This window comes from Campylobacter sp. CCUG 57310, assembly GCF_013201975.1.
GTDB classification, from domain to species: domain Bacteria; phylum Campylobacterota; class Campylobacteria; order Campylobacterales; family Campylobacteraceae; genus Campylobacter_A; species Campylobacter_A canis.
Window position 1 is genome coordinate 298,762 of the sequence record NZ_CP053845.1, and the last position, 26,586, is coordinate 325,347.

Annotated in this window: 23 protein-coding genes; 16 read left to right on the forward strand and 7 right to left on the reverse strand. The window is 37.4% G+C overall.

Annotation, left to right across the window (positions count from 1 at the left end; all coding sequences use genetic code 11):
- Positions 1–28 precede the first annotated feature (28 nt).
- The 5 genes from rplM to CORI_RS01560 all read left to right on the forward strand — a co-directional run bounded on the left by rplM (position 29) and on the right by CORI_RS01560 (position 3,566).
- On the forward strand, positions 29–454 hold the full coding sequence (gene rplM, locus CORI_RS01540) for a 50S ribosomal protein L13 (RefSeq protein ID WP_169941281.1): 426 nt from the start codon (positions 29–31) through the stop codon (positions 452–454).
- Positions 455–456: 2 nt separating this feature from the next.
- Positions 457–846 carry a 30S ribosomal protein S9 gene (gene rpsI / locus CORI_RS01545; protein WP_169941284.1) on the forward strand — a complete coding sequence of 130 codons (390 nt, stop codon included), beginning with the start codon at positions 457–459 and terminating at the stop codon, positions 844–846.
- A gap of 232 nt (positions 847–1,078) precedes the next feature.
- Positions 1,079–2,083: an OmpA family protein gene (locus CORI_RS01550; protein ID WP_173030526.1), complete on the forward strand. Its 1,005-nt coding sequence runs from the start codon at positions 1,079–1,081 to the stop codon at positions 2,081–2,083.
- A gap of 18 nt (positions 2,084–2,101) precedes the next feature.
- Positions 2,102–2,923, forward strand: a complete 822-nt coding sequence (locus CORI_RS01555) for a mechanosensitive ion channel family protein (RefSeq protein ID WP_173030527.1) — start codon at positions 2,102–2,104, stop codon at positions 2,921–2,923.
- Entirely contained in the window at positions 2,916–3,566 is a 651-nt protein-coding gene (locus CORI_RS01560) for an HAD family hydrolase (protein ID WP_173030528.1), read from the forward strand. The genes CORI_RS01555 and CORI_RS01560 overlap by 8 nt, the downstream gene beginning before the upstream one ends.
- 145 nt (positions 3,567–3,711) lie before the next feature.
- Here the strand turns inward: CORI_RS01560 and CORI_RS01565 are convergent, their stop codons facing one another.
- From CORI_RS01565 to hutH, 7 genes are all read right to left on the reverse strand, one after another.
- Entirely contained in the window at positions 3,712–4,395 is a 684-nt protein-coding gene (locus CORI_RS01565; RefSeq protein WP_173030529.1) for a response regulator transcription factor, read from the reverse strand.
- Between the two features lies 1 nt (position 4,396).
- Positions 4,397–6,292, reverse strand: coding sequence for a cache domain-containing protein (locus tag CORI_RS10650; protein ID WP_367889826.1), 1,896 nt, complete (start codon positions 6,290–6,292; stop codon positions 4,397–4,399).
- Between the two features lie 82 nt (positions 6,293–6,374).
- Positions 6,375–6,938: a NapC/NirT family cytochrome c gene (locus CORI_RS01580; protein WP_173030530.1), complete on the reverse strand. Its 564-nt coding sequence runs from the start codon at positions 6,936–6,938 to the stop codon at positions 6,375–6,377.
- A gap of 10 nt (positions 6,939–6,948) precedes the next feature.
- Positions 6,949–7,350, reverse strand: a complete 402-nt coding sequence (locus CORI_RS01585) for a cytochrome c3 family protein (RefSeq protein WP_169941294.1) — start codon at positions 7,348–7,350, stop codon at positions 6,949–6,951.
- The gene (locus tag CORI_RS01590; protein WP_169941296.1) at positions 7,344–8,900 is read right to left on the reverse strand and encodes a flavocytochrome c; all 1,557 of its coding nucleotides are present in this window, start codon (positions 8,898–8,900) and stop codon (positions 7,344–7,346) included. Before CORI_RS01590 ends, CORI_RS01585 begins: the two co-directional genes overlap by 7 nt.
- Before the next feature lie 10 nt (positions 8,901–8,910).
- Positions 8,911–10,083 carry an Opr family porin gene (locus tag CORI_RS01595; RefSeq protein WP_173030531.1) on the reverse strand — a complete coding sequence of 391 codons (1,173 nt, stop codon included), beginning with the start codon at positions 10,081–10,083 and terminating at the stop codon, positions 8,911–8,913.
- Positions 10,084–10,094: 11 nt separating this feature from the next.
- Positions 10,095–11,717, reverse strand: coding sequence for a histidine ammonia-lyase (gene hutH / locus CORI_RS01600; protein WP_173030532.1), 1,623 nt, complete (start codon positions 11,715–11,717; stop codon positions 10,095–10,097).
- Positions 11,718–11,991: 274 nt separating this feature from the next.
- Between hutH and nifJ the strand changes: the two genes are divergently transcribed.
- From nifJ to CORI_RS01655, 11 genes are all read left to right on the forward strand, one after another.
- Positions 11,992–15,573, forward strand: a complete 3,582-nt coding sequence (nifJ, locus tag CORI_RS01605; RefSeq protein WP_173030533.1) for a pyruvate:ferredoxin (flavodoxin) oxidoreductase — start codon at positions 11,992–11,994, stop codon at positions 15,571–15,573.
- Positions 15,574–15,812: 239 nt separating this feature from the next.
- Complete coding sequence (locus tag CORI_RS01610) at positions 15,813–16,967, forward strand: toxin-antitoxin system YwqK family antitoxin (protein WP_173030534.1); 1,155 nt, start codon at positions 15,813–15,815, stop codon at positions 16,965–16,967.
- Positions 16,968–16,998: 31 nt separating this feature from the next.
- Positions 16,999–17,688 carry an aspartate/glutamate racemase family protein gene (locus CORI_RS01615; RefSeq protein ID WP_173030535.1) on the forward strand — a complete coding sequence of 230 codons (690 nt, stop codon included), beginning with the start codon at positions 16,999–17,001 and terminating at the stop codon, positions 17,686–17,688.
- A gap of 201 nt (positions 17,689–17,889) precedes the next feature.
- Positions 17,890–19,854, forward strand: a complete 1,965-nt coding sequence (locus CORI_RS10775; protein ID WP_173030536.1) for a methyl-accepting chemotaxis protein — start codon at positions 17,890–17,892, stop codon at positions 19,852–19,854.
- A gap of 244 nt (positions 19,855–20,098) precedes the next feature.
- Complete coding sequence (locus CORI_RS01625; RefSeq protein ID WP_173030537.1) at positions 20,099–20,419, forward strand: DUF2325 domain-containing protein; 321 nt, start codon at positions 20,099–20,101, stop codon at positions 20,417–20,419.
- Positions 20,420–21,145, forward strand: coding sequence for a hypothetical protein (locus CORI_RS01630; protein WP_173030538.1), 726 nt, complete (start codon positions 20,420–20,422; stop codon positions 21,143–21,145).
- A 14-nt stretch (positions 21,146–21,159) separates the two neighbouring features.
- Positions 21,160–21,651, forward strand: coding sequence for a flavodoxin FldA (gene fldA, locus CORI_RS01635; protein ID WP_173030539.1), 492 nt, complete (start codon positions 21,160–21,162; stop codon positions 21,649–21,651).
- 104 nt (positions 21,652–21,755) lie between these two features.
- Positions 21,756–22,181: a hypothetical protein gene (locus tag CORI_RS01640; RefSeq protein WP_173030540.1), complete on the forward strand. Its 426-nt coding sequence runs from the start codon at positions 21,756–21,758 to the stop codon at positions 22,179–22,181.
- A gap of 89 nt (positions 22,182–22,270) precedes the next feature.
- Complete coding sequence (luxS, locus tag CORI_RS01645; protein ID WP_173030541.1) at positions 22,271–22,777, forward strand: S-ribosylhomocysteine lyase; 507 nt, start codon at positions 22,271–22,273, stop codon at positions 22,775–22,777.
- Between the two features lie 16 nt (positions 22,778–22,793).
- Positions 22,794–23,918: a DNA adenine methylase gene (locus CORI_RS01650; RefSeq protein ID WP_173031902.1), complete on the forward strand. Its 1,125-nt coding sequence runs from the start codon at positions 22,794–22,796 to the stop codon at positions 23,916–23,918.
- 213 nt (positions 23,919–24,131) lie between these two features.
- Entirely contained in the window at positions 24,132–26,579 is a 2,448-nt protein-coding gene (locus CORI_RS01655) for a molybdopterin-dependent oxidoreductase (RefSeq protein WP_173030542.1), read from the forward strand.
- The last annotated feature ends 7 nt before the right edge of the window (positions 26,580–26,586 follow it).

Sequence of the window (26,586 nt, forward strand, 5' to 3'; positions counted from 1 at the left end):
CTTTAAAATTATTGGCAAAGGTAAGAAAATGACAAAAATAACAAAGCCAAACGAAGTTAAGCGCGATTGGATTTTGCTTGATGCGTCCGGCAAGCGTTTTGGTAGATTATTAACCGAAGTTGCAACTATACTTCGCGGTAAAAATAAGCCAAATTTCACTCCAAACGTTGATTGTGGCGACTATGTTATCATAATAAACGCTTCAAAGGTAGAATTTACAGGCAACAATAAAGCCGAAGATAAGCTTTATCACAGACATTCTGGATATTTTGGTAGCGTAAAGAGCGAGAAATTCGGTGATTTGCTTGCAAATAAACCGGAAAAACTATTTAAGCTTGCTGTTCGCGGAATGCTTCCAAAGACAAAGCTTGGTAAAGAGATGATTAAGAAATTAAAAGTTTATGCGGGTAGCGAACATCCTCATACAGCTCAAATTGCTAAAGAAGGAAAATAATTATGGCGAAAGTTTATGCAACTGGTAAAAGAAAAACTGCTGTAGCTAAGGTTTGGATAAAATCTGGAAGCGGAAAAATCATAGTAAACGGAATGGATCTTAATACTTGGCTTGGCGGTCATGAGGCGATCAAGCTAAAAGTTGTTCAACCACTTCTTCTAACAAAGCAAGACGGCAGCATAGACGTAACCGCTACAACTCTTGGCGGTGGATACTCAGCACAAGCCGAGGCTTTAAGACACGGAATTTCAAAAGCTTTGGCAGAGATGGATGCTGATTTCAGAGCTACTCTTAAACCAAAAGGCTTGTTAACTCGTGACTCACGTGTTGTTGAGCGTAAGAAATTTGGTAGAAGAAAAGCTAGAAGAAGCCCACAATTCTCTAAACGTTAATCAATATTTATACTTTTCAAAGCTCCTTTTTGGGGCTTTGAATTTATTCTTCTTAAATACGATTTCACTCTAAAATTACACTTTTTTATATTTTTAATTTTTGATAAAATAGTAAATTTGTATTATAAATTATTTTTTTGTATAATAGTAAACAAAGTGTTTAAATAACATTTATAAAATTTGTGATAACATTTTGACTTGCATTTAAAAATATGCAAAGAAAGGATATTCTATGAAAAAGATTGCTATTGCTTTAGTTGCTGCTACTGCACTTTTTGCTGCTGATTCGGCATATAACTATGAGTTGACTCCAACTATCGGAGGAGTTCACCCTGAAGGAAATCTTGGAACAAACGATCATGCTGCTATCGGTTTAAGAGTTGGCAGAAATCTTGAGAATTTTTTCCTTGATCAAGTTGAGTTAGGCTTTAATTATTCAAACAACATTAAAGAATTTGGTGTAAAAGGTAACGCTACAAGATACTTTGTAAACGTTATTAAAGATTTTGGTCTTACAAACAACCTATCTCTATACGGACTACTTGGTGCTGGTTGGGAAGATGTATCTGCTAAATTTGTTGACAATGAAGATGGCGGATTTGGTCAGTATGGCTTGGGTCTAAAATATAAAGTTACAGAAAACTTTGCACTTCGTGCAGAAGCTGTTGATGCTATCAAATTTGAGCATGGAGATCACAACCTATTCTACACACTCGGTTTTGCTGTAGGATTTGGCGAGAAGAATGCTCCGGTAGTTGCCGCTGCTCCGGAACCGAAACCAATGATGCCAAAACCTGTAAATCTTGACGATGACAACGACGGCGTTTTAAATGACGTTGATAAATGCCCTAATACACCGGCAGGCGTTGTAGTTGATGAGACAGGTTGCGAGAAAGTTATCGTTCTTAGAGATATCGGTGTAAATTTTGCATTTGATAGCTATAAAGTAACTCCTGAATATCTTGAGGAAATCAAAAAAGTAGCTATGTTTATGAGTGAAAATCCAAGCTACCGTGTTGTACTAGAAGGACATACTGATAGCACAGGCGCTGAGGCTTACAACCAAAAACTATCTGAAAAAAGAGCAAATGCTGTTGCTAAAGCTCTTGAGGGTCTTGGTGTAAGCGCAAGCAAAATCACAACTGTAGGTTATGGTGAGCTTAAACCTATAGCTGACAATAAAACAAAACAAGGTAGAGCTGAAAACAGACGTGTTGAAGCTAGATTTAATAAATAATTAAATTAAATTATGAGTATGAGCGATATTAATTTTGATGCTATTTGGTCTTTGATATCCTCATACTCGCTTAAAATTTTAGGCTCTATCGCCATCTTGCTTATAGGAAAGTGGCTTGTTGATAGAGTTTCTAAACTACTTTCTAAAGTTATAACTGTTTCAAAATTCGATGAAACTCTTTCAAGATTTATACTTAATGTAATAAAAACTCTTCTAATAGTCTTCGTAATCATAGCCGCTATATCAAATTTAGGCATAGAAACCTCTATGTTTGTAGCAGCATTTGGAGCCCTTGGTCTTGCTATAGGTATGGCATTTAAAGATACTTTTTCTAATATCGGCGCGGGTATTTTGATAGTATTTTTTAGACCTTTTAAGATCGGTGATACCGTTGAAGTTTCAGGTGTTTTGGGAGTAGTTAGCGAAATAAGTATATTTAGCACTATCTTAAAAACAGGAGACAATAAAACTATTATCGTTCCAAACGGTCAGATCATCAACGATAATATCATAAATTACTCAAAAGAGGGTACAAGACGCGTTGAAATAGTATTTGGTATTGACTATAACGATGATTTAAAGCTTGCTAAAGAGATTATTTTAAAAATAGCTAACGAAAATCCAAAAGTTTTAAAAAACCCGGTCCCTTTCGTAGGTGTAAGTAGCCTTGGAGACAATAGCGTAAATTTGGCTGCTAGACTTTGGTGTTTGAGTGGAGATTTTATGGATGTTCAGTTTAGTATGCTTGAAGCTGTAAAATTAGAGTTTGATAATCAAGGCATCTCTATACCTTTCCCTCAACTTAATATCCACTATCCGCAAAAGAAGCAGAGTGAATAAAACTATACTGTTTGATCTTGACGGAACTCTTATTGATTCAACTCCTGCTATTTTAGACGGCTTTAATCAGGCTTTTAGAGCGCACGGTGCTTTTGAACCAAATAGCCAAGATATAAAATCGCTTATAGGACATCCTCTTGATGTTATGTTTGCTAGATTAGGCGTAAATAACGAACTCATAGATAGCTATATAGAGGCTTATAAGGCTAGATATCAGGAAATCTATTTAGATCAAACTACGCTTTTAAAATTTGCCAAAGAGGCAGTTAAGCTAGCTTCCCAGATAGCAGATGTTGGTGTAGTTACTACTAAGACTTCTAAATTTTCGGCGATATTGCTTGAGCATCTTGATATTATGCAGTATGTTAAAACTCTTATCGGAAGAAATGATGTGGCAAATCCAAAGCCAAATCCTGAGCCTATAAATTTAGCTTTAGCAAGGCTTGGTAAAGATGGTTTCCAAGATAGAGCCAATACTTTTATGATAGGTGATACTTGTATGGATATGGGCGCTGCAAGAGCGGCTAAAGTGAATGGCTTAGCGCTACTTTGCGGTTATAGCACGCTTGATGTTTTACAAACTTGCTCTGATAAAATTTTTAGTAACTCTCTTGAGGCTGTTGAGTATATAAAAAATTTGTAAATTAAATAAACTTTACTGAGACTTTGAAATTTAACTCAAAGCGCTTGCTTTTTTAAAGATAAAATCGCTATACGCAGCTTAAATTTGATAGATCAAATCTTAGTTTGATTTAAACGTTTTTATCCGCCAAAACAAATTTCAAAGCTCAATTATTTATTCTATAGCCTGTACCTGATATATTTTCTATTAAATCATTGTCGGTCTTAAGTCTAATCTTTTTTATCGCCATTCTCAAGGCTTCATTACTCATTGATTTTTCGTTCCATACGAAATTTTCTATTACTTCATAGCTGACTATTTTGTTTATGTTGCTTACTAATAAGAAAAATAGTTTTGATTCTATTTTTGTAAGTGCAACTTCTTCTGAATTTTTAAATAATCTTTTTTGTAAAAAATCATATTCGTAGTCGTCTTTAAATCTAATTTTATTTTCATACAAATTTTTTGTAGCCATTAAAATAGTTGTTTGAAGCTCTTCTATCTTAAAAGGTTTTCTTAAGTAGTTATAAGCGCCAAGCTCTATACTGGCTAGCATATTTTCGCTGGTGTCATAAGATGTTATGATAATCGAAGCTACGTGAGGAGCTCTCTTTTTTATCTCATCAAGCATTTCAAGACCATTTAAATTTGGTAAATTTATATCGGTTATTACTATATCAAACTGGTCTTTGAAGTATTTGTTAAAACCCTCCATTCCGTCCTTAGCGGTCTGTATTTTTTTACAATAAAACTCTAAAGATTGAGTTATGGCCAGTCTTGTATTCTCATCATCTTCCACAAGTAAAACGGATATATTTTTGAGTTTTGAAAGGATGTTGGTATCTATCATTTTAGACCTTTTTTGCTATTTTTAGCATAAATATTGTTGGGTTTTTGCTTTTGATGAGGTATAAATCCCCGCGACATTTTTTATTTGCTATTAGTTTTGATATATAAAGTCCAAGTCCTGTACTATTTTTAGTGCTTAAAAACGGAGTAAAAATTTTATCTTTTTGGTTTTCATTGATTCCGTCGGCATTATCTATGACTCTTATTTCAAAATGTGTATTATTTTCTTTTATCGAGATAACTATCCTGGCTCTTTTTTTATTTTTACTATCTATTAGTGCTTGTTTTGAATTTTGTATCAGGCAGGCTATTATTTGCTTAAATTCATTTAGATAGTTTTGACATGTTAAATTCGTATTTTGTTTTATAGCTATTTTTATGTTGATTTTTGATTGTTGTGCAAACAGGATGAAAATAGTATCTGAAATAGCTTTTTTTATATCAAAAATTTGCGTCTTTGTCTCAAGCTTATAAAAATTTTTAAATATATCCATAGTGTTTACCAGATAGTCTATGTTGTTAAGAGATCTGGTTATATTTTCGTAAAAAATTTCATCACTTAGCTTATTTATCTTTTTAAATTGCATCAAATTTCCAAGAAAAATACTAAGAGAGTTTAAAGGCTGTATCCATTGGTGCGAAATGGCAGCTATCATTTGTCCCAGTTCGGCCATTTTAGTTTGTTGGAAAAGCATTCTTTCATGCTCTTTTTTGAATTCATTAAATTTGTGTTTTTGGCTTACATTGGTTAAAAATAAAATCATACCTTCATAGTTTTTGTTTTGAGTGAAAATAGATGAAATTTGGATCTGAAAATGTTTTTTATTTAGTTCATAATGCAGCTCTAAATAGGATTTTGAATTTGATCTTTTTAAAGCAAAATTTTTTATCTTGGCTGCTGTTTGAGCGGGGAAATTTTGTATCAGCTCATCATAATCCACGGGATAATTTTGTAAATTTAGTATGTTGTTTAATTTTTTATTTGTGAATATGATTTTATTTTGCTCGTTTGTGATTAAAATACCTTTTGAACTGTTGTTTACAAACAGATCAAGCATTTTATTTGTCTTTTCAAGAAGAGTTTCTTGTTTGTTTGAAATTTTATTGTAAAAAAATGCAAGTGTTAAAAACAAAAATATACTTATTATGTATATTGCAAAATTTACTATAAACTGCTCATTTATCCTTGTATAAATATTTTTTTTAAGTGTCTTTGCAACCAGTATCAAGTGTGAATTTGGCAGCGGTTTAAAAGTTAAAATTTCACTGTTCGTTTCGTAGTTTAAAGTTTGAGTTAAATTTAAATCATCGATATTAAACTCCGCTTTTTTAAGTTCTAGAGTTTCATCCGGATGAAGCAGGATGTTGAAGTCATAATCCATTAAAAATATATATCCGTTTTTTTCAAGCCTAAGATCTAAAATTTCGCTTTTGATATCGTTAAACGATAAAATTCCGCACAAGACACCTTTTGATATATCCTTATCTTTTATGCTTTGACATATCGAAATAACATGTGTTTGAAGCCCTACGTCCAAATAAGGCTTGGTTATGTATAGTTTGTCTTCTTTGATTGTGTTGATATACCATGGACGCTTAGTGGGATCATAGTTTTGGGGCTTATTAAAAATTTTACTTGAGATTGTAATTTTATTTTCGTATCCTGCATAAACACTTGAAAATTTAGCTATGTTTTGGCTTTTTTCAAGTATATCTTGTATGGTTTGTTCGCCTATCTCGGAATCGTATTTTGATATTAGGGAATTTATTGATTTTAGACTGGATTTTTTATTTTCCAGCCATTTTTCTATCCTATCGCTAGAGCTTTTTAGTATGCTTAATTGTTCATTTATTAAAATTTCTTTTACAAATGAACGATTAAGCCAGTGATTTCCCACCATGAGGGATAAAAAAATGAGAGAAAATATTATAAAAAGATGTTTTTTATAAAAATTCTCCCTCATTAAACCCTCTTAAATTTTATTTTTTGTCATCCCAATTTCCGACAGGAGGGTGCTTGATCTCATAAAGCACTTTGCCCAAATCTTTATGTCCTACCGTCTTGTGACAAGTTACACAACCAACTTTATCTGCTTGCTCGTTTTTAAGTTTAGTGTAAGCAGTATGCATGTCGTTTATGTTTTTATTTGTTGAATTTATATCTAAAATTGTTTGATGGCAGCTTAAGCAGCCACTATCATATACAAATTTCTCTCTTTTTTTCCTGTTTTCTTGCCAATCATAATCTTTTGCATCGTTAAAAAGCATATAGCTAACTTCACTCACCCCGTTTGCCGCTTTTTGGAATATATATCCTATGTAGCTATCGTGAGGCAAATGGCAATCTACGCATTTTACCTTTACTCCATGAGGGTTAGCTCCTCCGTGAACGCTTTTTTGATACGTAGCCACCATAGGATCCATCCACTCATGGCAAACCGTACAAAATTTATCGTCGCTTGTAGAGTGCACCAAAGCGTTTCCACCGAAAAATACCACAAAGGCAAAGGCCAAAAGCCCTAAAGTTATAAATGTTTTTTTCATCATATCTCCTTTATGGAACCAGTAAATTTTTCATCGTATCTTGCGAATGGCACATTACGCAGAAATTCTTAGACGGTTTGTGCGATGCGTGACAAACGTTACAATCAACATTTGGATAGTGCGGGCTTGCATGAACATTGTCATCATAGCCAAGATGTCCGCTTAGCTCGGCAAGGCTGGCATAGCTTTTATGGCAGCTTAAGCAATCATTTGCACTTAGCGCTTTGTAATCTTTCGGATCGCTTTCTTTGTGGCAATTTGCACAGCTAAGTCCAAATTTTTCATGATGGGCTTTTATAGGGTAATTCTCTTTTGTGTATTTATTTGCAGTAGTTGAATTTAAATCCGCAGCAAACAGAGCTACACTAAAAGTGAAGCAAAAAATCAAAAGTGTCTTAAAAATTTTTAGCATTTTTTATCCTTTTTTGCTAGTAATGTAGCGTTTCTGCCCGCTATTCTTCCAAATACCAAACAATCAGGTATCGCACAGCTTCCAAGTCTGCTGGCTCCGTGCGGTCCGCCTACCGCTTCGCCTGCTGCAAATAGCCCCACTATAGGCTTATCGTCTATATCATACACTCTAGCCTCTGTGTCTATTTTTACGCCTCCCATTGTGTGATGCACTTTCGGTAATGCTCTCCATGCATAAAAAGGCGGTTTCGTAAGATCCGGGATCATATCTTTAAATTTAAAGAATGGTTTATTAAATTCCTCGTCTTTGCCGTTTTTAGCGTATCTGGTGTAGTCGTCAATAGTCTTTTTAAGCCCTTCGTATGGTATATTGTAGTACTTGGCAAGCTCTTCAATAGTGTCAAATACCTTGATAACTCCTTTGTGAATTCCTCTGTGAACATTTGCCTTGGTTGTTCCTTGTGCGCCTACGCTATCACAGATTACGACAGGATGGGTTATGCTTCCATCAGGGTTTTTATGCATTTTTAAAATAGCATCCGAGCGTATTTTTCTATCTGCAAGCTCGTTTACAAATCTTTTTCCTGTTCTTGCATCTACCATAACTCCGTAAGAGAATGCAGGTATTGCAAAGACAGGAGCTATGCCAAATCCTTTTTCATCTGGACTACCCCACGGACCAAGCTGGATCCATTTTAAATCCACTGTCTGGGCTCTGTTTTTCATCATTACTTTAAGCGCTTGTGCGGTAGCTCCGTAGTGGTTTGTACAGTCTAAATCAGGGGTAATCGCAGGATCTATCTCTTGTCTAAATTTAACGTCATAAGAAAATCCGCCCGTAGCCATTACGATTCCGCCGTTTATTTTGTAAAATTTAACCGTTCCGCTTTTATTGTCTGCTTCGTCTTTTGAAGGATCAAAGATAAAATCATAATTTTCCCTAACCTTTGCTCCTATAACTCTACCCGCATCGTTAAAGATAAAGTCGTCCAAGATCACTCTTGTTCGTATTGTAGCGCCTTGTTTCATTGCATGCTCTTGAAGCGGTATAGTTATCTTGCCGCCTGAATTTATCTCAGGCCATATCGTTCTAGGGACGGAATGCCCGCCGAATTGTCCAAGCGCATTTCTATAATAAACGCCTCTTTCAAGGGTAAATTCGTAAGCGTCGTTTCCGTTTTTGGCAATAACCTCAACCAAATCCATTCGGTTTAAATTTAACCCCGCTTTTAAGATATCTTTTACATAAAGCTCGTAAGAATCCTCTATGCCTCTATCTTTTTGATAGCTTGAATTTACGATAGCGAATGCTCCGCCGTTAATAGCGGAATTTCCGCCAAGAACAGGCATTTTATCTATCATAAGTGTTTTGGCGCCATCTTCTATCGCCTGACATGTAGCGGCAGATCCGGCAAAGCCTGATCCTACTACCAGCACGTCCCATTCCTCATCCCACTTTATGCTGTTTGTATCGGCAAAAAGCGGTGTTTTTGTCATTGATGCCGCTCCAAGCAGCATCAATCCGTTTAAAAATTCTCTTCTACTAGCCATTTTTTACCTTTCAAAAAGTGTAGCTAAGACCTGCGCCTACTTGTCTAAGGCTTGGATATCCTTTTTGGGCTCTAAATACTTGATCGTATATCACGAAAGCATTTAAATTTTTCATGATCGGATAGTTTAGCCAGACGCTAAGCTCGTTTTGTCTGTATTTGGTATCATCGCCGCCTTTAAGTTTGTAGTTTGTAGTTCCGTAAAGTCCGGTTATCGATAATTGTTCTATCTTGGTTGAAAGCATTGCATAAAGAGTTCTAACATCTCTTTCATACATTACATCGCCCTCTTCAAAAGGAACTATTTGATCGCCCGCCATATTTAAGCTTCCCCAGCCGATCTCTTTGCCTGTTTTTACATATCCTAGAGTAAATTTGTTGTCAAGATATTTGGCATAAGCTGTTGCCTCAAGAACTTTTCCGTCGTGATTTTTCTTCTCTTCATCGCTTCTTGCGTAGTGAAGCATGCCGCCAAGCCCTAGATCGTCGCTGATTTGACCGTCATACATAGCCTTTGCGCCAAAACCTGAGAATATATCTTTTGCGTATAGTCCATAAGCTTTAACTCCAAATCCTCCGTCAAATTTATATGTAGCTCCTAGGTTAAAGAGTCCTCCGTCGTCTTTGTTGATTCTTTTTTTATTAAATCCCCACATCTCTTTTAGATAAGCTCTTCCTTGGGCTCTGGTCCACATAGCATCAAGAGTTAAATTTGGCACAGAGTTGTTTGTGATTCTAACGCCGTCATTTATCTTGCCGATCCAGTCGCTTATCATCTCTTGACGACCGATTTTGATAGCGGTATCGTAAGCGTTATATTCTAAATACAAATTTGATAGTAGCACTCTATCGTCTTCGTAAATTCTCTCTGTAGAATCACCTGTTCCGTGCAATGTCTTTAAATTTTTATCTTTTTCATAAAGAGGAGCGCTGGCTCTAAAGCCGACTACCGCTTTGAAATTTTTGTAAAAATCCGTTTCAAATTTAAGCCCTACCGAGCCTACCGCCCAGGCTGTGTTGTTGTAATAAACCGACTTTTGGCCTTTGTTTATATGACGACTTTCATAAAACACAGAAACATCCCCGCTTGCTTTACCGTTTGCAAGAGCGCTTGCCAGATCATCGCTGTTTGCTAAGGCGGCGCTTGCATATAGCGCCGTTATTAATACTAAACTTTTTTTCATCGACTTACTCCTTATTTATACTCTTTTAAAAATTTTGCAGAATTTCTAAAATCATCTGTAAGAGGTCTGTCCGTATCCATAAATTTAACTACTTTTCTATACTCGCTATATATCTTTTCAGTCGCTTTTGAAAGTTTTAAATTCGGATTTTTCTCTTTTCTTAGATCTATTGCTTGTGCGGCGTGCATTAGCTCCATGCCTACGATATTATAAAAATTATCGATTTGTTGTTGAAGTTTTTGAACTACAAGAGGTGCGTTTGTAGCTACATCTTCTATCTCACCCGCAACAGGAGTGTAGTTTAGCGAAGCAGGATTTGCTAAAAACTGATTTTCTCCGGCTAGCGAAACGAAAGGTTTTTGCATAGCGCCAAATGCGTGAATAGTCTTGTCCGTACCTAAAAATCTGCTTAGTTTTGTAAAGCCGTCATTTGAAAGCTTGATAGTTCTAAGTGCTGAAGCTTTTGAGTTGTGAGCTAGAACTATAGAAGCTTTTTCAAATTCCAAAACCCACATTAAAGGTTCAAAATTTGATGTCGGAACAACTGCTCCGTTTTTTGTAAATAGTTTAGTCTCTTGGAATTTGTCTGTTTGCGGTTTTGTTCCTACTGAAATTCCCGGATTGTCATCTGAAGAGTTAAGCTGAATTTTCATTAAATTTTCTAACTCTTCAACAGTATTTTTAAGTGCCGCAAAGAAATATGAAGCGTCTCTATAGCTAAGCGGATCTTGCAATGCTCTTGTGTCGTCTTTATCCCAAAGATAGCTATCTTTTAGAATTTCTCTTAACTCTTTTGTTGTTTCTACAAAATCAGGAAAAGGTCTAAGCTCCGACGCTTCTTTTGAGAAAGGCGCGACATTTCCGTTAAATGCTTCTATGCTAAGTGCAAATACAAGCTTAGACATCTTTAACGCTTGTTTTAAATCCTCAAGCGCAAGACTTCCTAATGCAGCCGAATACGCATTTGAACTTAATATAGAAAGGCTATCTTTACCAAACGGAGTAAGTTTTTTAAGCCCTGCTCGTTTTAAGGCTTCTGCAGCTTGCATTTTTTCGCCTTTATAATACACATAACCCTCTCCCATCATCGCAAGACCTACGTGACCTAGTATGGTTATATCGGCTTCACCCATAGAGCCTTTGCTTGGCATTGCAGGGATTATGTCGTGATTTAAAAATTCTTTATATAGGTTGATTACATCACTTTGAACGCCTGTTGCGCCAAACAGCATGTTGTTTAATCTCGTAGCTAAAACCGCTCTAGCAGTCTTGATAGGCATATCCTCATAAACGCCGCCACAGTGAGCATGGATTAGTCCGATGTTAAAATCAGTTGAAGCTTTGATAACTTCGGCATCCAAATTTCCCTTTGCATCTACGAATTTTTTATCTTTATTAAGCCCAACCCCAACGGTTAATCCGTAAATTTTTTGACCGTCTTTTGCTGCTTGAAGCAGTACCTCGTGAGATTTTTGAGCTTTTTTAAAAGCTTTTTCGCTAATCTCTACTTTAGCACCATTTGAAATCGCTAAAATTTCTTTTGATGAGACGCTTTCTCCATTAAGAGTTATAGTTTGAGCGCTAAGTCCAAGCGCCAACACGGCTACTATAGATAAATTTCTAAAGTTAAACATCAATTCCTCCTAAAAATTTGTTTTGCAGGGTAATATTAAATAAAAATAATTTCCAAAAAGTAATTTTTTTCTAAAATTTAGACTTTATATTTAAAGTTTGTTGCAAATTTATTTCATTTGTAAATTTGATTTAAATTTAATATCTCAGCCAAAATTTGGCTTAGACTTGAACCAAATTTAAAATAATTATTAGTTAATTGCATTAAACATCTATTTTGAAATTTCGTTTTATAATTAAAAAAATTGTATAATTGAAAGAAATTCAAGGAAAAATATGAGCAAAATTATGAAAACTATGGACGGTAACGAGGCGGCGGCTTACGCTTCTTACGCATTTACGGAAGTTGCGGGAATTTATCCTATTACTCCGAGTTCTCCGATGGCTGATTACACTGACGCTTGGGCTGCGGCAGGAAAGAAAAATTTATTTGGAATGCCCGTTAAAGTCGTTGAAATGCAAAGCGAAGGAGGCGCGGCAGGAACGGTTCACGGCTCACTTCAAGTAGGCGCGCTTACCACTACTTACACGGCTTCTCAAGGTCTGCTTTTAAAAATTCCTAATATGTATAAGATCGCAGGGCAGCTTCTTCCGGGAGTTATTCATGTGAGCGCTCGCTCTATCGCTGCTCAAGCTTTATCTATATTTGGCGATCATCAAGATATCTATGCCTGTCGCCAAACGGGGTTTGCGATGCTGGCAAGCGGTTCTGTTCAAGAGGTTATGGATATCGCAGGCGTTGCGCATTTAGCGGCTATTAAGGGTCGCGTGCCGTTTTTGCACTTCTTTGACGGATTTAGAACAAGCCACGAAATTCAAAAGATTGAAGTTATGGATTATGCTCATTTTGATAGACTTTTGGATAAAGAGGCTGTTCAAAAATTTAGAGACGAGGCGCTAAACCCCGAGAGTCCAAAGACTAGAGGCACGGCTCAAAACGATGATATCTACTTTCAAACCAGAGAACTAACTAACCGCTTTTATGACGCGGTTCCTGATATAGTTGCTGATTATTTGGCTGAAATTTCAAAAATAACAGGACGCGAGTATAAGCCGTTTAACTACTATGGAGATCCGCAAGCGGAGCGAATTATAATAGCTATGGGCTCGGTAACTCAAACCCTTGAAGAGGTTGTTGATCACTTAAGAGCAAAGGGCGAAAAAGTAGGCATTATCAAAGTTCATTTGTATCGTCCTTTTAGCTTAAAATACTTATTTGACGTTATGCCAAAGAGTGTTAAGAAAATCGCCGTTTTAGACCGCACAAAAGAGCCCGGAAGCTTGGGTGAGCCGCTATATCTTGACATAAAAGCTGCATTTTACGAAAGCGAATTAAAGCCTGTCGTAGTCGGCGGCAGATACGGACTTAGCTCAAAAGACGTCGATCCTGCGCAAATGATAGCCGTATTTGAAAATTTAAAACTAAATGAGTCTAAAAACGGCTTTACCGTAGGAATCGTAGATGATGTTACATTTACTTCGCTTGAAGTAAAAGAGAAAATTTCATTGAGTGATGATAGTGTAAAAGAGTGTTTGTTTTACGGACTTGGCGCGGACGGAACTGTTGGAGCCAATAAAAACTCCATTAAGATCATCGGCGATAAGACCGACCTTTACGCTCAGGCTTATTTCGCATACGATAGTAAAAAATCAGGCGGATACACACGCTCGCATTTAAGATTTGGTAAAAACCCTATCCGCTCGACATATCTTGTTTCAAACCCGCATTTTGTAGCTTGCTCGGTTGCGGCGTATCTTGAGCTTTACGAAGTTATAGACGGCATAAGACAAAACGGAACGTTTTTATTAAACTCAATCTGGGATGCAGAGGAGACTTTGGCTAAAATTCCAAACAGAGTTAAGAGAATTTTGGCTCGCAAAAACGTAAATTTCTACATCATAAACGCTACTAAGCTGGCTCATGATATCGGGCTTAAAAACCGCACAAATACTATTATGCAGTCAGCCTTTTTTAAGCTTGCAGACATCATACCTTTTGAAGATGCGCAAAAATACATGAAAGAATACGCTCACAAAGCATACTCCAAAAAGGGCGAAGCGATAGTTGAGATGAACTATAAGGCTATCGATATGGGTGCCGGTGAGCTTGTAAAAGTACCAGTAGATCCTGCTTGGGCAAATTTAAACGATGAGAGCGATACGAAAGAACAATATATCGGAACCGATTTTGTCGAAAAGGTGGTAAAACCGATAAATGCGGCTAAGGGTGATAGCTTGCCAGTATCTGTGTTTTTGGGCTATGAAGACGGACATTTCGAGTCAGGAACAACGGCTTATGAAAAGCGCGGCGTAGGCGTGATGGTGCCAAAATGGATAGAGGAAAATTGTATCCAGTGTAACCAATGCGCATTTGTATGTCCGCATGCCGTCATAAGACCGTTTTTGATAGATGATAACGAGCTTGAAGCGGCTCCTCAAACCGTAAAAGATCATGTTTTAGAGGCAAAAGGCAAGGAGCTAAAAGGTCTAAAATATAAAATTCAAGTTAGTATCCTAGACTGCACCGGCTGTGAGCTATGCGCGCAAAACTGCCCTAGCAAAGAAAAATCTCTTGTAATGGTGCCTTTTGAAGAGGAGCAGAGTAAAAACGAGCAGGTAAATGCCGATTATCTATTTAAAAATGTAACTTATAAAGATGATCTTATGAGTAAAGAAAGCGTTAAGGGTTCAAGCTTTGCTCAGCCTCTTTTTGAGTTCCACGCAGCTTGCCCGGGATGTGGGGAGACGCCTTATCTCGGTCTTGTTACAAGGCTATTTGGCGATCATATGATAGTGGCGAATGCGACAGGTTGTAGCTCTATTTACGGAGGAAGCGCGCCTTCTACGCCATACACTACGAATAAAGACGGGCACGGCGTAGCTTGGGCGAATTCGCTCTTTGAAGATAATGCCGAATTCGGTATGGGTATGGAAGTGGCTACACAGACTATCCGCCACCGCATAGAAGATATAATGCTTCGCACAAAAGATATCGTGCCAAACGCGCTTAGCGCGCTTTATACCGATTGGACTCAGTTTAAAAACGATAGCGCGAAAACCAAAGAGATAGCTAAAATTTTAGTGCCGATTTTAGAGCAAAATTCGCAAGTTGAAGGTGTAAAAGAAATTTTAAGTCTTAAAAAATACCTCATTAGAAAATCTCAATGGATCATCGGAGGCGACGGATGGGCGTATGATATCGGATTTGGCGGACTGGATCACGTATTAGCAAGCGGTGAGAACGTAAATGTGCTTGTGCTTGATACTGAGGTTTATTCAAACACGGGCGGGCAAAGCTCAAAAGCAAGTCGTGCGGGTTCGATCGCGCAATTTACCGCTTCGGGAAAACCTGCTCAGAAAAAGGATCTTGGCTATATCGCTATGACTTACGGAAACATCTTCGTAGCTCAGATAAACTCAAACGCAAGCCAAGCAAACACGATAAAAGCGATTTTAGCGGCTGAAGCGTATGACGGACCAAGCCTTGTGATAGCTTACTCTCCTTGCATCGCTCACGGTATCAAAGGCGGACTTAGCTACTCGGGCAATCAGGCTGAACTTGCTACAAAATGCGGTTACTGGCCGACTTATGTCTATGATCCAAGACTAATGAAAGAGGGTAAAAATCCGCTTAAGATGACATCCAAAGAGCCTGACTGGAGCCTTTATGAGGAATTTTTACTAAATGAAGTTAGATATAGCGCGCTTAAAAAGACAAATCCGCAGCACGCAGACGCGCTTTTAGCGAAAAATAAAGCCGACGCTCAAAGGCGCTACCGCCAGCTAAAACGCCTTTCAATCGCTGATTTTAGCGATGAAATCGAGCAAGTCGCAACTAGTGATAATGCCGGCGAATAATCTAAAATTTAGCCGCCAAATTTGGCGGCTAAATTTATAACGCTTAGAAATTTTCTAGCCGGTAAATCCTCTGCCGCATTAGCTCTTATTGCCTGCTTTAAAGGCACAAAACCGGGAATAAATTTAACTCATAAATGCCGCTAAAATCTACGCGATTTAAAATTTAATCGCTCTAAATTTTATATAACCGCACCAAAATGCTATATAATATGTTTAAATTTATCTAATGCAGGATAGCTATGAAAATTTGCCGAATTTTATTAAATTTAGCGTTTTTGTCCGTTTTCGCCGTTCATCTATATGCAGGACAGCAGGTAATGTCAGTGCAAAAGATAGTTGAAAAAGACGGACTTTTGTATGAAAAAGGTAGTCGTAAGCCTTATACCGGCGTATGGGAATTTCGCTCGTATTGGGACGAGGATATGTATGATTTTCCGATCTACGGCGTAGCGATAAAGCGAAATAAGCCAAAAAAGACTGCGCTTTTTCGCCAGATAGATGTAAAAGACGGAGTGGCGTATTTCCAGCGAGATTATGACAATAGCGGCGAATGGCTGCAAAGCTCATACGAGCTAAAAAACGGCGTCCGTGAAGGTATAAGTAAAATTTACTATCCCGAAAACGGCAAGCTGATGCAAAAGATCCTTTACAAAAACGGCATTCGCGAGGGTATATATGAGCGGTATTACGAGGATAGCGGAAATTTGAAGCAGCGCGGATTATATAGAAACGATAAGCTTGAGGGCGAATTTTTCGATTTCTACGAGAGCGGAGAAGTGATGGCAAAGAGCGTTTATGAAAACGGCTTGCAACAAGGCGACGAGCTAGCTTACTACAAAGACGGCAAATTGCAAGCGCGCACTCCGTATAAAGACGACAAAAAAGAAGGTATAGAAGAGCGATATTTTAAAAGCGGCAAGGTGGAGGCTAAAATCAACTATAAAGATAACTTTCAAAACGGCGAGGCTATTTATTATTACGAAAGCGGCGCGGTGCGCTCAAGAGCTAACTACAAAGAGAGTGAGATAGAAGGAACGGCTAGAGATTACTATGAAAACGGCAAACTAAAGGGTGAATATCCCCATGAAAACGGCAAGCAAGCGGGTGTCGCACTAGAATATCATGAAAACGGCAAATTGCGAGCGAAGGTAAATTTTAAAGATGGGTTTAAGCACGGATGGTATCAAACCTACCATAAAAACGGAGCTTTGGAGGCGAAAGTGCTTTTTGAAAACGGGCGCGAAGAGGGTGTAGCTGAGCATTTTTACGATAATGGTAAGCTAGAAGCTACTGGCGAATTTAAGCATGGAAAGCTAATAAGCGTCAAAAGATACGATAAAAACGGCAAAATAACGAGCGAGAAATACGATGAAAAGGGCTTGCCGAGAGAGTGAAATTTGGCGGTAGCAAAATTAAAGGAAAAATATGAAAAAGATCGGTCTAATCGGCGGTATGAGTTATGAATCCACGATCACTTATTACGAACAAATAAATAAAAAGATCAATGAGCGACTAGGCGGGCTAAACAGCGCAGAAATCGTCGTAAGCAGCTTAAATTTTGAGCCTATTGAGGCGTATCAGCGCGCCGGCAAGTGGGACGAGGCGGGTGAAATTTTAGCTTATCATGCAGGTATTTTGGAAGGTGCGGGATGCGATTTTATATTTATTTGCACTAATACCATGCATAAAATTTATGATGCGGTACAAAGCGCAGTAAGTGCCCCTATCGTGCATATCGCGGATGCTACGCTTAATGTGCTAAAGCATGAAAATATCGCTCGCGTGGGTTTGCTTGGCACTATCTATACGATGAAAGAAGGATTTTATAAAGATAGGTTGGTGTGCGGCGGCGTAGAAGTCGTTTTGCCAAGCGAAGATGAGATGAAAATTGTAAATAGCGTTATCTTTGATGAGCTTTGCTTGGGTAAAATTTTAGATAACTCGCGTGAGAAATTCCTGCAAATTATTGAAAATTTAGCTAAACAAGGTGCCGGTGGTGTGATACTAGGTTGCACGGAAATAGGATTGCTTATTTCTCAATTAGACACCAAAGTAAAGCTATTTGATACTACTTTGATACATATAGACGAAGCGGTAAAATTGGCTCTGTTTTAGGTTAAACTAAAAATAATTTTTAGCAAGATTGACTTGCAGGCTAGTTCAGAATAATTAATTTTATTAATAAAAATAAACTATACAGTAATATTTTATTTGTTTGGCTAATTTATATTATTTATTTTATTAAAAATTTAGAGAAATATTATTAAAATCGCACTATAAATTTATTAATATTTAAGCTATATTTTAAGGATTTTTATGTTTGGGTTTTTTAATAAAAAAAGTGAAAATTCGGATGTGTCCGTCAATGAAAACGACCTGCTTAGCTTGTATTTATCTTCAAGCGATATAGAAAATAAAATTAGCGCCGTTAAAATGCCAATCAAGTTGGCTCTTGGTTATGTGATGCCAAATTCCGATTTTTCAAATATCAGCAATCGCCTAAAAAACATATTGCCTTCGGATTGTATTTTGATTTTAGCCAGCTCTTCGGGTCTTTTGTGTAGCATAGACGGCTTTAAATCTAAAGATAAAATTTACGGAGAGGGTATGGACGGCGATGGTGTAGCTTTGATGCTGTTTTCTAAAAATATGATCAAGGATACGTACGTAGCAACAGTAAATTTGCATGCTAATACAAAAGAAGCCAAAGAACAGATAGAAAAGATCCAAAGAGAAATTTCAAGCATAAAAGTGCCTTTTAAAGCAGATTACGAAGATACTTTAGCATACACTCTTATAGACGGACTGAGCGCGAGCGAGAGCTTTTTCATGGAGGCTATTTATAATTCTGGCAAAAACCCGTGTCTGTATGTCGGAGGAAGTGCAGGTGGAAAGCTTGATTTTCAAAATACATACATCTATGACAACTCAAGGATAGTCCAAGGCAGTGCCGTAATAGCTTATATAAAGCTTAATGAAGGCTATCGTTTCGGCGTCTTTAAATCTCAAAATTTTGAAGCTACGTCTACTAAATTTACAGTTTTATCCGCTGATATAAAGACCAGAGTCGTAAGAGAATTTGTAGATATCAATACAAAAAGCCGAGTTAACTGCATAGACGCGCTTTGCGATACTTTTAAATGCTCGCCTGTAGAGTTAAGATCAAAAATGAGCCAATACACATTCGGCATAAAAATAAATAACGAAATTTACGTGCGCTCGGTTGCAAATTTTGATTTAGAAAACAAATTAATGCAGATGTATTGCGATATAGACAGCGCCGAAGAGCTTTATCTACTTAAAAAAACAGATTTCATAAGCTCAACTGTGGATAATTACAATAAATTTAGCAGCGGCAAGCCAAAGCCTATCGGAGCGATACTGAATGATTGTATTCTAAGAAGACTAAATAATGCAAGCGAGCTTAGCGGCGTTAAAATTTTTAACGATTTTCCTGCGGTCGGGTTTTCTACCTTTGGCGAGCTTTTGGGCATAAATATCAATGAAACCCTGACGGCTATATTTTTTTACAAGACACAAAGTCAGTTTAGCGATGATTACGTAAATTCATTTATCAATAAATATAGCGAATTTAAAGCCTATTTCTTAATGAAAAGAGTACAGAGGCTAGAGCTTATTAATCTTATAAATAAAACTATGTTGCTTCAGCTAGAGGCAAGTTTTCCGATTATAGATGGTGCAAGTTTGGCTCTTAAAAACACTTCAAAAGACTTTGAAGAGGTTAAAAGCGATATAGATAAGGTAAATACGGTCTTAAAGCAGCTTGAAATTTGGCTTGCGTCTAGTGGCGAAAAGATGAATGTGGAAAATGAAATTTCTCAGCTTTTAAATAGTATAAATGATTTAAACGGCATTTTTGAGATCATTTCAGAGATAGCCGATCAGACGAATTTGCTTGCTTTAAACGCCGCTATAGAAGCTGCGCGCGCAGGAGAATACGGCAGAGGTTTTGCTGTGGTTGCTGATGAGGTTAGAAAACTTGCCGAAAGGACGCAAAAGTCCTTAGGGGAGACTACGAATTCCGTTAAATACGTATCTGAGCTTGTAAATTCTATAAGCGAAAATACTAAAGATATTAGCGTTCAGATGCTAGAGATATCTCAAAATTCGCAAAACGTATCCAATGCAATGAAAAATTTAGTAAATTCGAGCGAAAAAATATCAAAACAGATGCAAGATCAGACTAGATCAAGTGATGAACTTGACATAGAACTTAAAAGAGTAAAGGTTTATGATGATTTACTGAGTAAATTGGTTTAAGCATAAAAGGCTAAATTTATAAAGTTAGTAGCTGTTGTACTATCTAAATTTAGCCAATTGTTTTACTTATGGTGCTAAAATCAACAGTTAAATACAAGTTCTTAAAGATACTTCTAAAATTTCAAAGCTTAAATTTATGTTACAAATTTACACTAAACTGATAATAGATATCAAGACTAAGAAATAATTTAGCAAAGATGGTTTATAATAATCGCTATCAAGATAAATGAAAATAGGAGTTTATATGTCAGTTTTAGTAATCGGAGCCGACGAGATAACGCCGATAAAAGCGGTTTTAAGAGATTTGGGAGCTGAGAAGATAGAGCATTGGGATGCAAGAAACGAAAACAGAGTAAATCGCAAACCAATCCCTCAAGATACAGAGTGCGTTGTGATGCTAACGAGCTTTTTAAATCACAATACTATGAAAACCATCAAAACTCAAGCCAAAAAGCGAAATATCCCTATAGTGTGCGCAAAAAGAAGCGTTAGTTGCGTATTTTGCGAATACTGCAAGGTCTTTGGACTAGACAAGGAATTCAAATGCAAATCAAAAGATTGCTAAATGAAATTCGGCTTTTTATTAGATATTGGAGAAATAACTCCAAATATTTTTTCAAAGCTTGATAGGGTAAAAAAGGCAAAAATTTTTATAAATTTGTATAACTCATGTGTAGAAGATGAGCTAAAAATCCCTAAAAATTATTATAAATTCGGGCTTGGCTTGCAAGATATCTTCTTAAAAAGAGTTGATGAGTTATGCAAATTTAAACATCAAAGCTTTAAAAAGCCAACTAGCTTTTGTACGGCTTCAAATGCTATAATCCATGCTTTTAAAAATGGAAATTTAAACGAGATTCCCGTTATCGCAGGCACTCCTAAACACCCTGCCGCAAAGCTACTCATGCTACTTAAATCACAAAACGGAATTTGTTTTGATGCGGATATAATGTTTTCTCAGTTTGTTTATGATAAAATCCGTAAAAAACATCTTGATAAAAATGTTTATTTTCAAGACGGCATAATCTTTGCGGAGCATAACGGCAGAAAAATTTTTGGAGTTTTGCCTAGCTTTAAGGAGATTTCAAAAGATAGGTTTCATCTGGCAAATTACGAAATAGCAAGGGCTTTTAAGGCTCTTGATGAGAACGGATTTGATAGGATGTTTGTTGTTTTTCCGCGCAACACAAACTTCTTAAGGCACATAGAGGTTAATACTTGTTGCGGAAGCTATGGCGGTGAGGCTAGGCTTAAGCTCGTTCCTTACACCATCGTTCATAACGTATTTTAATTTAAGGAAAGTTTATGATAGGAATAATTTTTGGAAGCAGTATGGGAAATACTGAAGAGGCGGCAAAATTTTTGTCTGAAAATTTAGGGCTTAAAAACGAGCTTTTGAATGTAAGCGATTGCGATGCGGACAAGATAAACAGCTTTGATAAGTTGATCCTTGGCACTTCTACATGGGGAAGCGGCGATTTGCAAGATGATTGGGATGCGTTTGATTTCGAAGGTCTTGAGCTTAGCGGCAAAACTGTTGCGGTATTTGGAATGGGCGACAGCGAGAGCTATAGCGACGAGTTTTGCAACGCCATGGGCAAGCTTTACGATCATGTCGTAAAACAAGGCGGAAAAGTCGTAGGTAGCGTATCAACAGATGGATATAGCTTTGATAGTTCCGATTCTGTTCGCGACGGCAAATTCGTAGGACTTGCGCTTGATGCGGATAATGAAAGCGATCAAACAGAGCCAAGAATTCTTGCTTGGATCGAGCAGATAAAACCTCAATTTGCATAATATATCTTTCCCCTTTTTGGGGAATTTGCCTCTCTTTTTTAAAATTCATACAAATTTAACTTCAAAATATATAAAATCTTTTAAAATTTAAAATTTGGATAGAGATGTTTAGAAATTTAAGGAATTTTATAAGTGCCAAGGAGCTTAAATCGGCTTTGTTTTTGGCTGTTTTATCAAGTATGATTTTAGCTTTGATAACTATGATAGATCTGAAATTTGATTTTGCTTCAGGCGGATTTGCAAAGTCTAGCGACACGATGAAGTTTGCTTTTTTCGCTCTTGCTATTTATATTTTTATCAAGATTTTTACGTTTTTTAAGAGATTTTATTTTTGGGCTTTGGCGCTTTTTGTTGTGATATTTATGGTTGATTTTTATATCGTGCTTAACCTCCTTACGGGCTTTGACGGCACATACAAAGAGCTTAGTGAAATTACTATTTATCAAGCTTTGATTGCTTTAAATTTTCTTTATATTCTCATCTTAAATATTATTCCCGATGGAATTTTTAATAGCCAAAAAGATAGCTAAAATTTAGGCGTTTTTAGCTTCAAATTTAGCTTAAAAACTTTTGTATTTTATTAAATTTTCGCTACAATCTCACGAAAAAAGGAGATATGATGCCGTTGCTTGATAGCTTTTGCGTAGATCACGTAAAGATGAACGCCCCGGGAGTTAGGTTGGCTAAAACCATGAAAACGCCAAAAGGCGATGATATAAGCGTTTTTGATCTTAGATTTTGCAAGCCTAATGAGGAAATTTTGCCCGAAAAAGGAATTCACACTCTTGAGCATTTGTTTGCGGGCTTTATGAGAGATCATCTAAACGGCAACGGAGTTGAGATCATCGATATCTCGCCGATGGGCTGCAGAACGGGCTTTTATATGAGTCTTATCGGCACTCCTAGCGAAGAAGATGTAAAACAAGCTTGGCTTAAATCAATGGGCGATGTATTAAACGTAAAAAACCAAAGCGAAATTCCGGAGCTTAACGAGTATCAGTGCGGCACTTACAAGATGCATTCGCTTGAAGAGGCGCATGCAATCGCAAATAAAATTTTAAAAAGCGGACTTGGTATCATTAACAACGACGAGATAAGACTTGATCTAAGAGCTATGGGCTTGTGAGTTAAATTTGACGCAGATGATTAGCGATGTAAAGCCTGAAATTACAAGTGAAAATAAGGCTTTTCTAACCGAGCAAATTTTAACCTATCTTGGCAATAAGCGCTCCTTGCTTGGATTTATAGAGCAGGGCGTATTGCACGCTAAAAGCGAATTAAGGCGAGATAAGTTAAGTTGCGCGGATGTCTTTTCGGGCTCGGGAATTGTGGCCAGATTTTTAAAGCGATATGCAAATTTTATCGTTGTAAACGATCTTGAGCTGTATTCTAAAATTACCAACGAATGCTATCTTGCAAATTTAACACCCGAGCTTAAAGCCGAACTCAAAACCACTTTAGCAAAACTTAAAAAAGAGATAAAAAGCGATTTTAAAAGCGGCTTTATAACAGAGCTTTACTCCCCAAAAGATGAAGCTAGTATCACACCAAACGATAGGGTTTTTTATACACCTTATAATGCGCGCTATATCGATACCGCAAGAGCTGGCATTGAGCTTTTACATGAAGAGATAAGACCGTTTTTCCTAGCCCCACTTCTGCATTCTGCCAGCGTGCATGCAAATACGAGCGGCGTTTTTAAGGGCTTTTATAAAAATAAAGACAGAATAGGGCAGTTTGGCGGTGAAGGAAAAAATGCGTTAAAAAGAATTCTAGCTCCTATCGAGCTTAAAATGCCTGTTTTTTCAAATTTTAACGTTGAATTTGAAGTTATGCAAAAGGACGCAAATTTACTGGCAGGCGAGATTGGCAAGATCGATTTGGCATATCTTGATCCTCCTTATAACCAGCACCCTTACGGCTCAAACTACTTTATGCTGAATTTGATTGCCAAATACGAGCGTCCAAGTGAAATTTCAAAAGTTTCAGGCATAGCTAAAGATTGGAATCGCTCCGTTTATAATCAAAAAGCAAACACGGCTGAAGCTTTTTTTGATCTCATTGGTAAGCTCAAGGCTAAATTTGTGATTATATCTTTTAACTCCGAAGGATTTATCTCAAAAGAGAGCTTTGAAAAAAATCTTAAGAAATTTGGCAAGGTAGAATTAAAAGAGCAGAAGTATAACGCTTTTCGCGGAAGTAGAAATCTAAAAAGCCGAAGCTTGCATGTAAATGAGCTTTTATTTATACTCAAAAAACAAAGCTAAAATTACAATTTTAATTAATAATTCTAAAGACACCCATAAAAAAATTTTAAAATATACCAATATAACTTTAAGTACAAAATCTATAAAATTTCAATAAACTATTTTTAAATAAATTTTTAAAAATAGAAAAATATAAAGTTTGCAACCGTAAAAATCAAATTTTATACTGTTCTTTGCTTAAAAAAGCTAATCAATTTTCATAAAGGAGAAAAGGTGAAGAGACGAGACTTTATAAAGACTTCAGCAGTTTTGGGCGCTAGTACGCTAAGCGCAAGCAGGATCGAAGGCGTAACGCAAACGATTTTTGATAACAAAAAGCTGTTTGGCGCAAATAGATTCGGTACGTTTTGGGCAAATATCAATTCGGGACAAATTGTTTCTGTAGACAAATTTGAAGGCGATAAGTTCCCAAACACTATGAACTACTCGCTTCCTGACGTTATACAAAACGAAAATAGAGTGCTTTACCCGATGGTTAGAAAAAGCTATCTAAAAGCTAAAGGTCCTTCAAAAAGCGAACTAAGAGGCAAAGATGAGTTTGTGCGCGTTAGCTGGGACACGGCGCTTGATCTGGCGGCAAAAGCGTTAAAAGAAAATTTTGACAAATACGGCCCTGAGAGTATTTACGGCGAGTGCTACTGGTGGGGCGGTAGCGGTAAAGTAAGCTGGGGTAGAACCGTAGTGCATAGAATGCTAAAAATTCTTGGCGGATATGTTGAAGAAAGCGGGGATTATTCAACCGGTGCAGGGCTTGTCATCATGCCTCACGTTGTTGGCGGAAGTGCGGTTTATGATACGCCTACTAAGTGGAAAGCTATCGTTAAAAACGCTAAAAACGTAGTATTTTGGGGTACCGATCCGATAGTTACAAACCAAATCGCCTCCGTTCCTCCGACACACGATAACTATCTTGGCGTTATGGATCTTAAAAAATCAGGCATTAAAACCTATAGCGTAAACGTCATGATTAACGACACTTCAAGATATCTTGGCTCTGAAAACGTCATCGTTAAGCCAAATACCGATACCGCAATGATAATCGGAATGTGCCACTATCTATATGAAAATAAGCTTTATGATGAGCAATTTATCAAAACTTATACCGTCGGCTTTAATAAATTTAAAGATTATTTCCTAGGAACTGAAGATAAGGTGGTAAAAGATGTAAATTGGGCGAGTAAAATTTGTGGCGTTAAACCCGAATACATCGCTAAATTTGCAGAAAAACTGGCAAAAGAACCAAGCACTATCGTAATAGGTCGTGCACTTCAAAGAGCAGATCACGGCGAGCAAATTTTCTGGGCTTTAGTAACTCTTAGTGCGATGCTTGGACATGTGGGCAAACAAGGACTTGGCTTTGAGTTTAGCCTTGGTTATAACTCAGCAGGCGCAGGCGATAAGATAGCTCCTATCTTAAAAGGACTAAGCACAAGAATTAGCGAAAAATACGAAACTCCTGACGCTCCTTGGAAGAAATTTAAAAACGTAACCATTCCTTCATCACGCTCTATCGAGGCTCTTGAGCACCCGGGCAAGGAGATTGACTATAACGGCAAAAAGATCAAGCTTCCGCACATGAGAGTAGCCTTTAACGCGTCAGGTTCGATGTTTACACGCCATCAAGACGTAAATAATATCGTTAAACAATGGAAGAAGTTTGAGACCGTTATCACTGCAGAGCCTTATTGGACCAGCACTGCAAAGATGTCTGATATAGTTTTCCCTGTGGCTATTGAAGTTGAGAGAAACGATATCAACCAAACCGCTCCAAACGGCGAATATATCGTAGCATATAGACCGCTCGTGGAGCCGATGGGCGAGAGCAAGAGCGACTTTTGGATTTGCGAGCAAATTTGCAAACGCTGGGGCATGGCAGAGGTGTTTACAGAAGGCAAGGATGAGCTAGGATGGGCAAAAGAGCTATATGAAGACGCTATGGTGCAAGCAAAAGGATTAAATGTATCTATGCCTAAATTTGAAGAATTTTGGGAAAAAGGCTTTGTGAGATTTGAACAAGATAAAAAAGAGACCGAGCTTTACACCAGACTTGAAGCTTTTAGGGAAAATCCTACTAAAAATCGCCTTGGAACGCCGTCCGGTAAGATAGAAATTTACTCGCCTACGATAGCGAAATTTGGCTATGCAGACTGCCCTGGTCACGTTACTTGGATCGAGCCTATCGAATGGTTGGGGGATGCAAAAAAGACGGCTAAGTATCCGATTCACATCGTAAGCCCTCACTCAAGATATCGCTTACACTCTCAGCTAAACAACTCTATCATCAGAAGCTTTGCCGAAGTTAGCGGCAGAGAGCCGATTTTGATGAATCCAAAAGACGCTAAAGATCGCGGACTTGCAACAGGTGACATCGTAAGAGTATTTAACGATCGCGGCGAAATTTTAGCCGGCGTGCTGGTAACTGATCTTGTTCAGGAAAAAGTAGCGGCTATATGCGAAGGCGCTTGGTATGATCCTGAGGTTTGGGGAGAAAAGAGCCTTTGTCAACACGGTTGCGTAAACGTCTTAACTATAGATAAAGGCACAAGTAAGCTTGCTCAAAGCAACACCGCTCACACGACTTTGGCGCAAATTGAGAAATTTAAAGGTGAGATTAAGCCTATTAAGGCGTTTTCAAAACCTGTCATACTTCAATCTCTTTAACAATTTT

Coding starts and splice junctions, on each gene's coding strand:
- CORI_RS01555 (WP_173030527.1), top strand. CDS start 2,102: ATGAGCGATATTAATTTTGATGCTATTTGGTCTTTGATATCCTCATAC.
- CORI_RS01595 (WP_173030531.1), bottom strand. CDS start 10,083: ATGAAAAAAAGTTTAGTATTAATAACGGCGCTATATGCAAGCGCCGCC.
- fldA (WP_173030539.1), top strand. CDS start 21,160: ATGATAGGAATAATTTTTGGAAGCAGTATGGGAAATACTGAAGAGGCG.
- CORI_RS01610 (WP_173030534.1), top strand. CDS start 15,813: ATGAAAATTTGCCGAATTTTATTAAATTTAGCGTTTTTGTCCGTTTTC.
- CORI_RS01580 (WP_173030530.1), bottom strand. CDS start 6,938: ATGAAAAAAACATTTATAACTTTAGGGCTTTTGGCCTTTGCCTTTGTG.
- CORI_RS01550 (WP_173030526.1), top strand. CDS start 1,079: ATGAAAAAGATTGCTATTGCTTTAGTTGCTGCTACTGCACTTTTTGCT.
- CORI_RS01615 (WP_173030535.1), top strand. CDS start 16,999: ATGAAAAAGATCGGTCTAATCGGCGGTATGAGTTATGAATCCACGATC.
- CORI_RS01625 (WP_173030537.1), top strand. CDS start 20,099: ATGTCAGTTTTAGTAATCGGAGCCGACGAGATAACGCCGATAAAAGCG.
- hutH (WP_173030532.1), bottom strand. CDS start 11,717: ATGTTTAACTTTAGAAATTTATCTATAGTAGCCGTGTTGGCGCTTGGA.
- CORI_RS10775 (WP_173030536.1), top strand. CDS start 17,890: ATGTTTGGGTTTTTTAATAAAAAAAGTGAAAATTCGGATGTGTCCGTC.
- nifJ (WP_173030533.1), top strand. CDS start 11,992: ATGAGCAAAATTATGAAAACTATGGACGGTAACGAGGCGGCGGCTTAC.
- CORI_RS01640 (WP_173030540.1), top strand. CDS start 21,756: ATGTTTAGAAATTTAAGGAATTTTATAAGTGCCAAGGAGCTTAAATCG.
- CORI_RS01630 (WP_173030538.1), top strand. CDS start 20,420: ATGAAATTCGGCTTTTTATTAGATATTGGAGAAATAACTCCAAATATT.
- luxS (WP_173030541.1), top strand. CDS start 22,271: ATGCCGTTGCTTGATAGCTTTTGCGTAGATCACGTAAAGATGAACGCC.
- CORI_RS01650 (WP_173031902.1), top strand. CDS start 22,794: ATGATTAGCGATGTAAAGCCTGAAATTACAAGTGAAAATAAGGCTTTT.
- CORI_RS01590 (WP_169941296.1), bottom strand. CDS start 8,900: ATGGCTAGTAGAAGAGAATTTTTAAACGGATTGATGCTGCTTGGAGCG.
- rplM (WP_169941281.1), top strand. CDS start 29: ATGACAAAAATAACAAAGCCAAACGAAGTTAAGCGCGATTGGATTTTG.
- rpsI (WP_169941284.1), top strand. CDS start 457: ATGGCGAAAGTTTATGCAACTGGTAAAAGAAAAACTGCTGTAGCTAAG.
- CORI_RS01585 (WP_169941294.1), bottom strand. CDS start 7,350: ATGCTAAAAATTTTTAAGACACTTTTGATTTTTTGCTTCACTTTTAGT.
- CORI_RS01565 (WP_173030529.1), bottom strand. CDS start 4,395: ATGATAGATACCAACATCCTTTCAAAACTCAAAAATATATCCGTTTTA.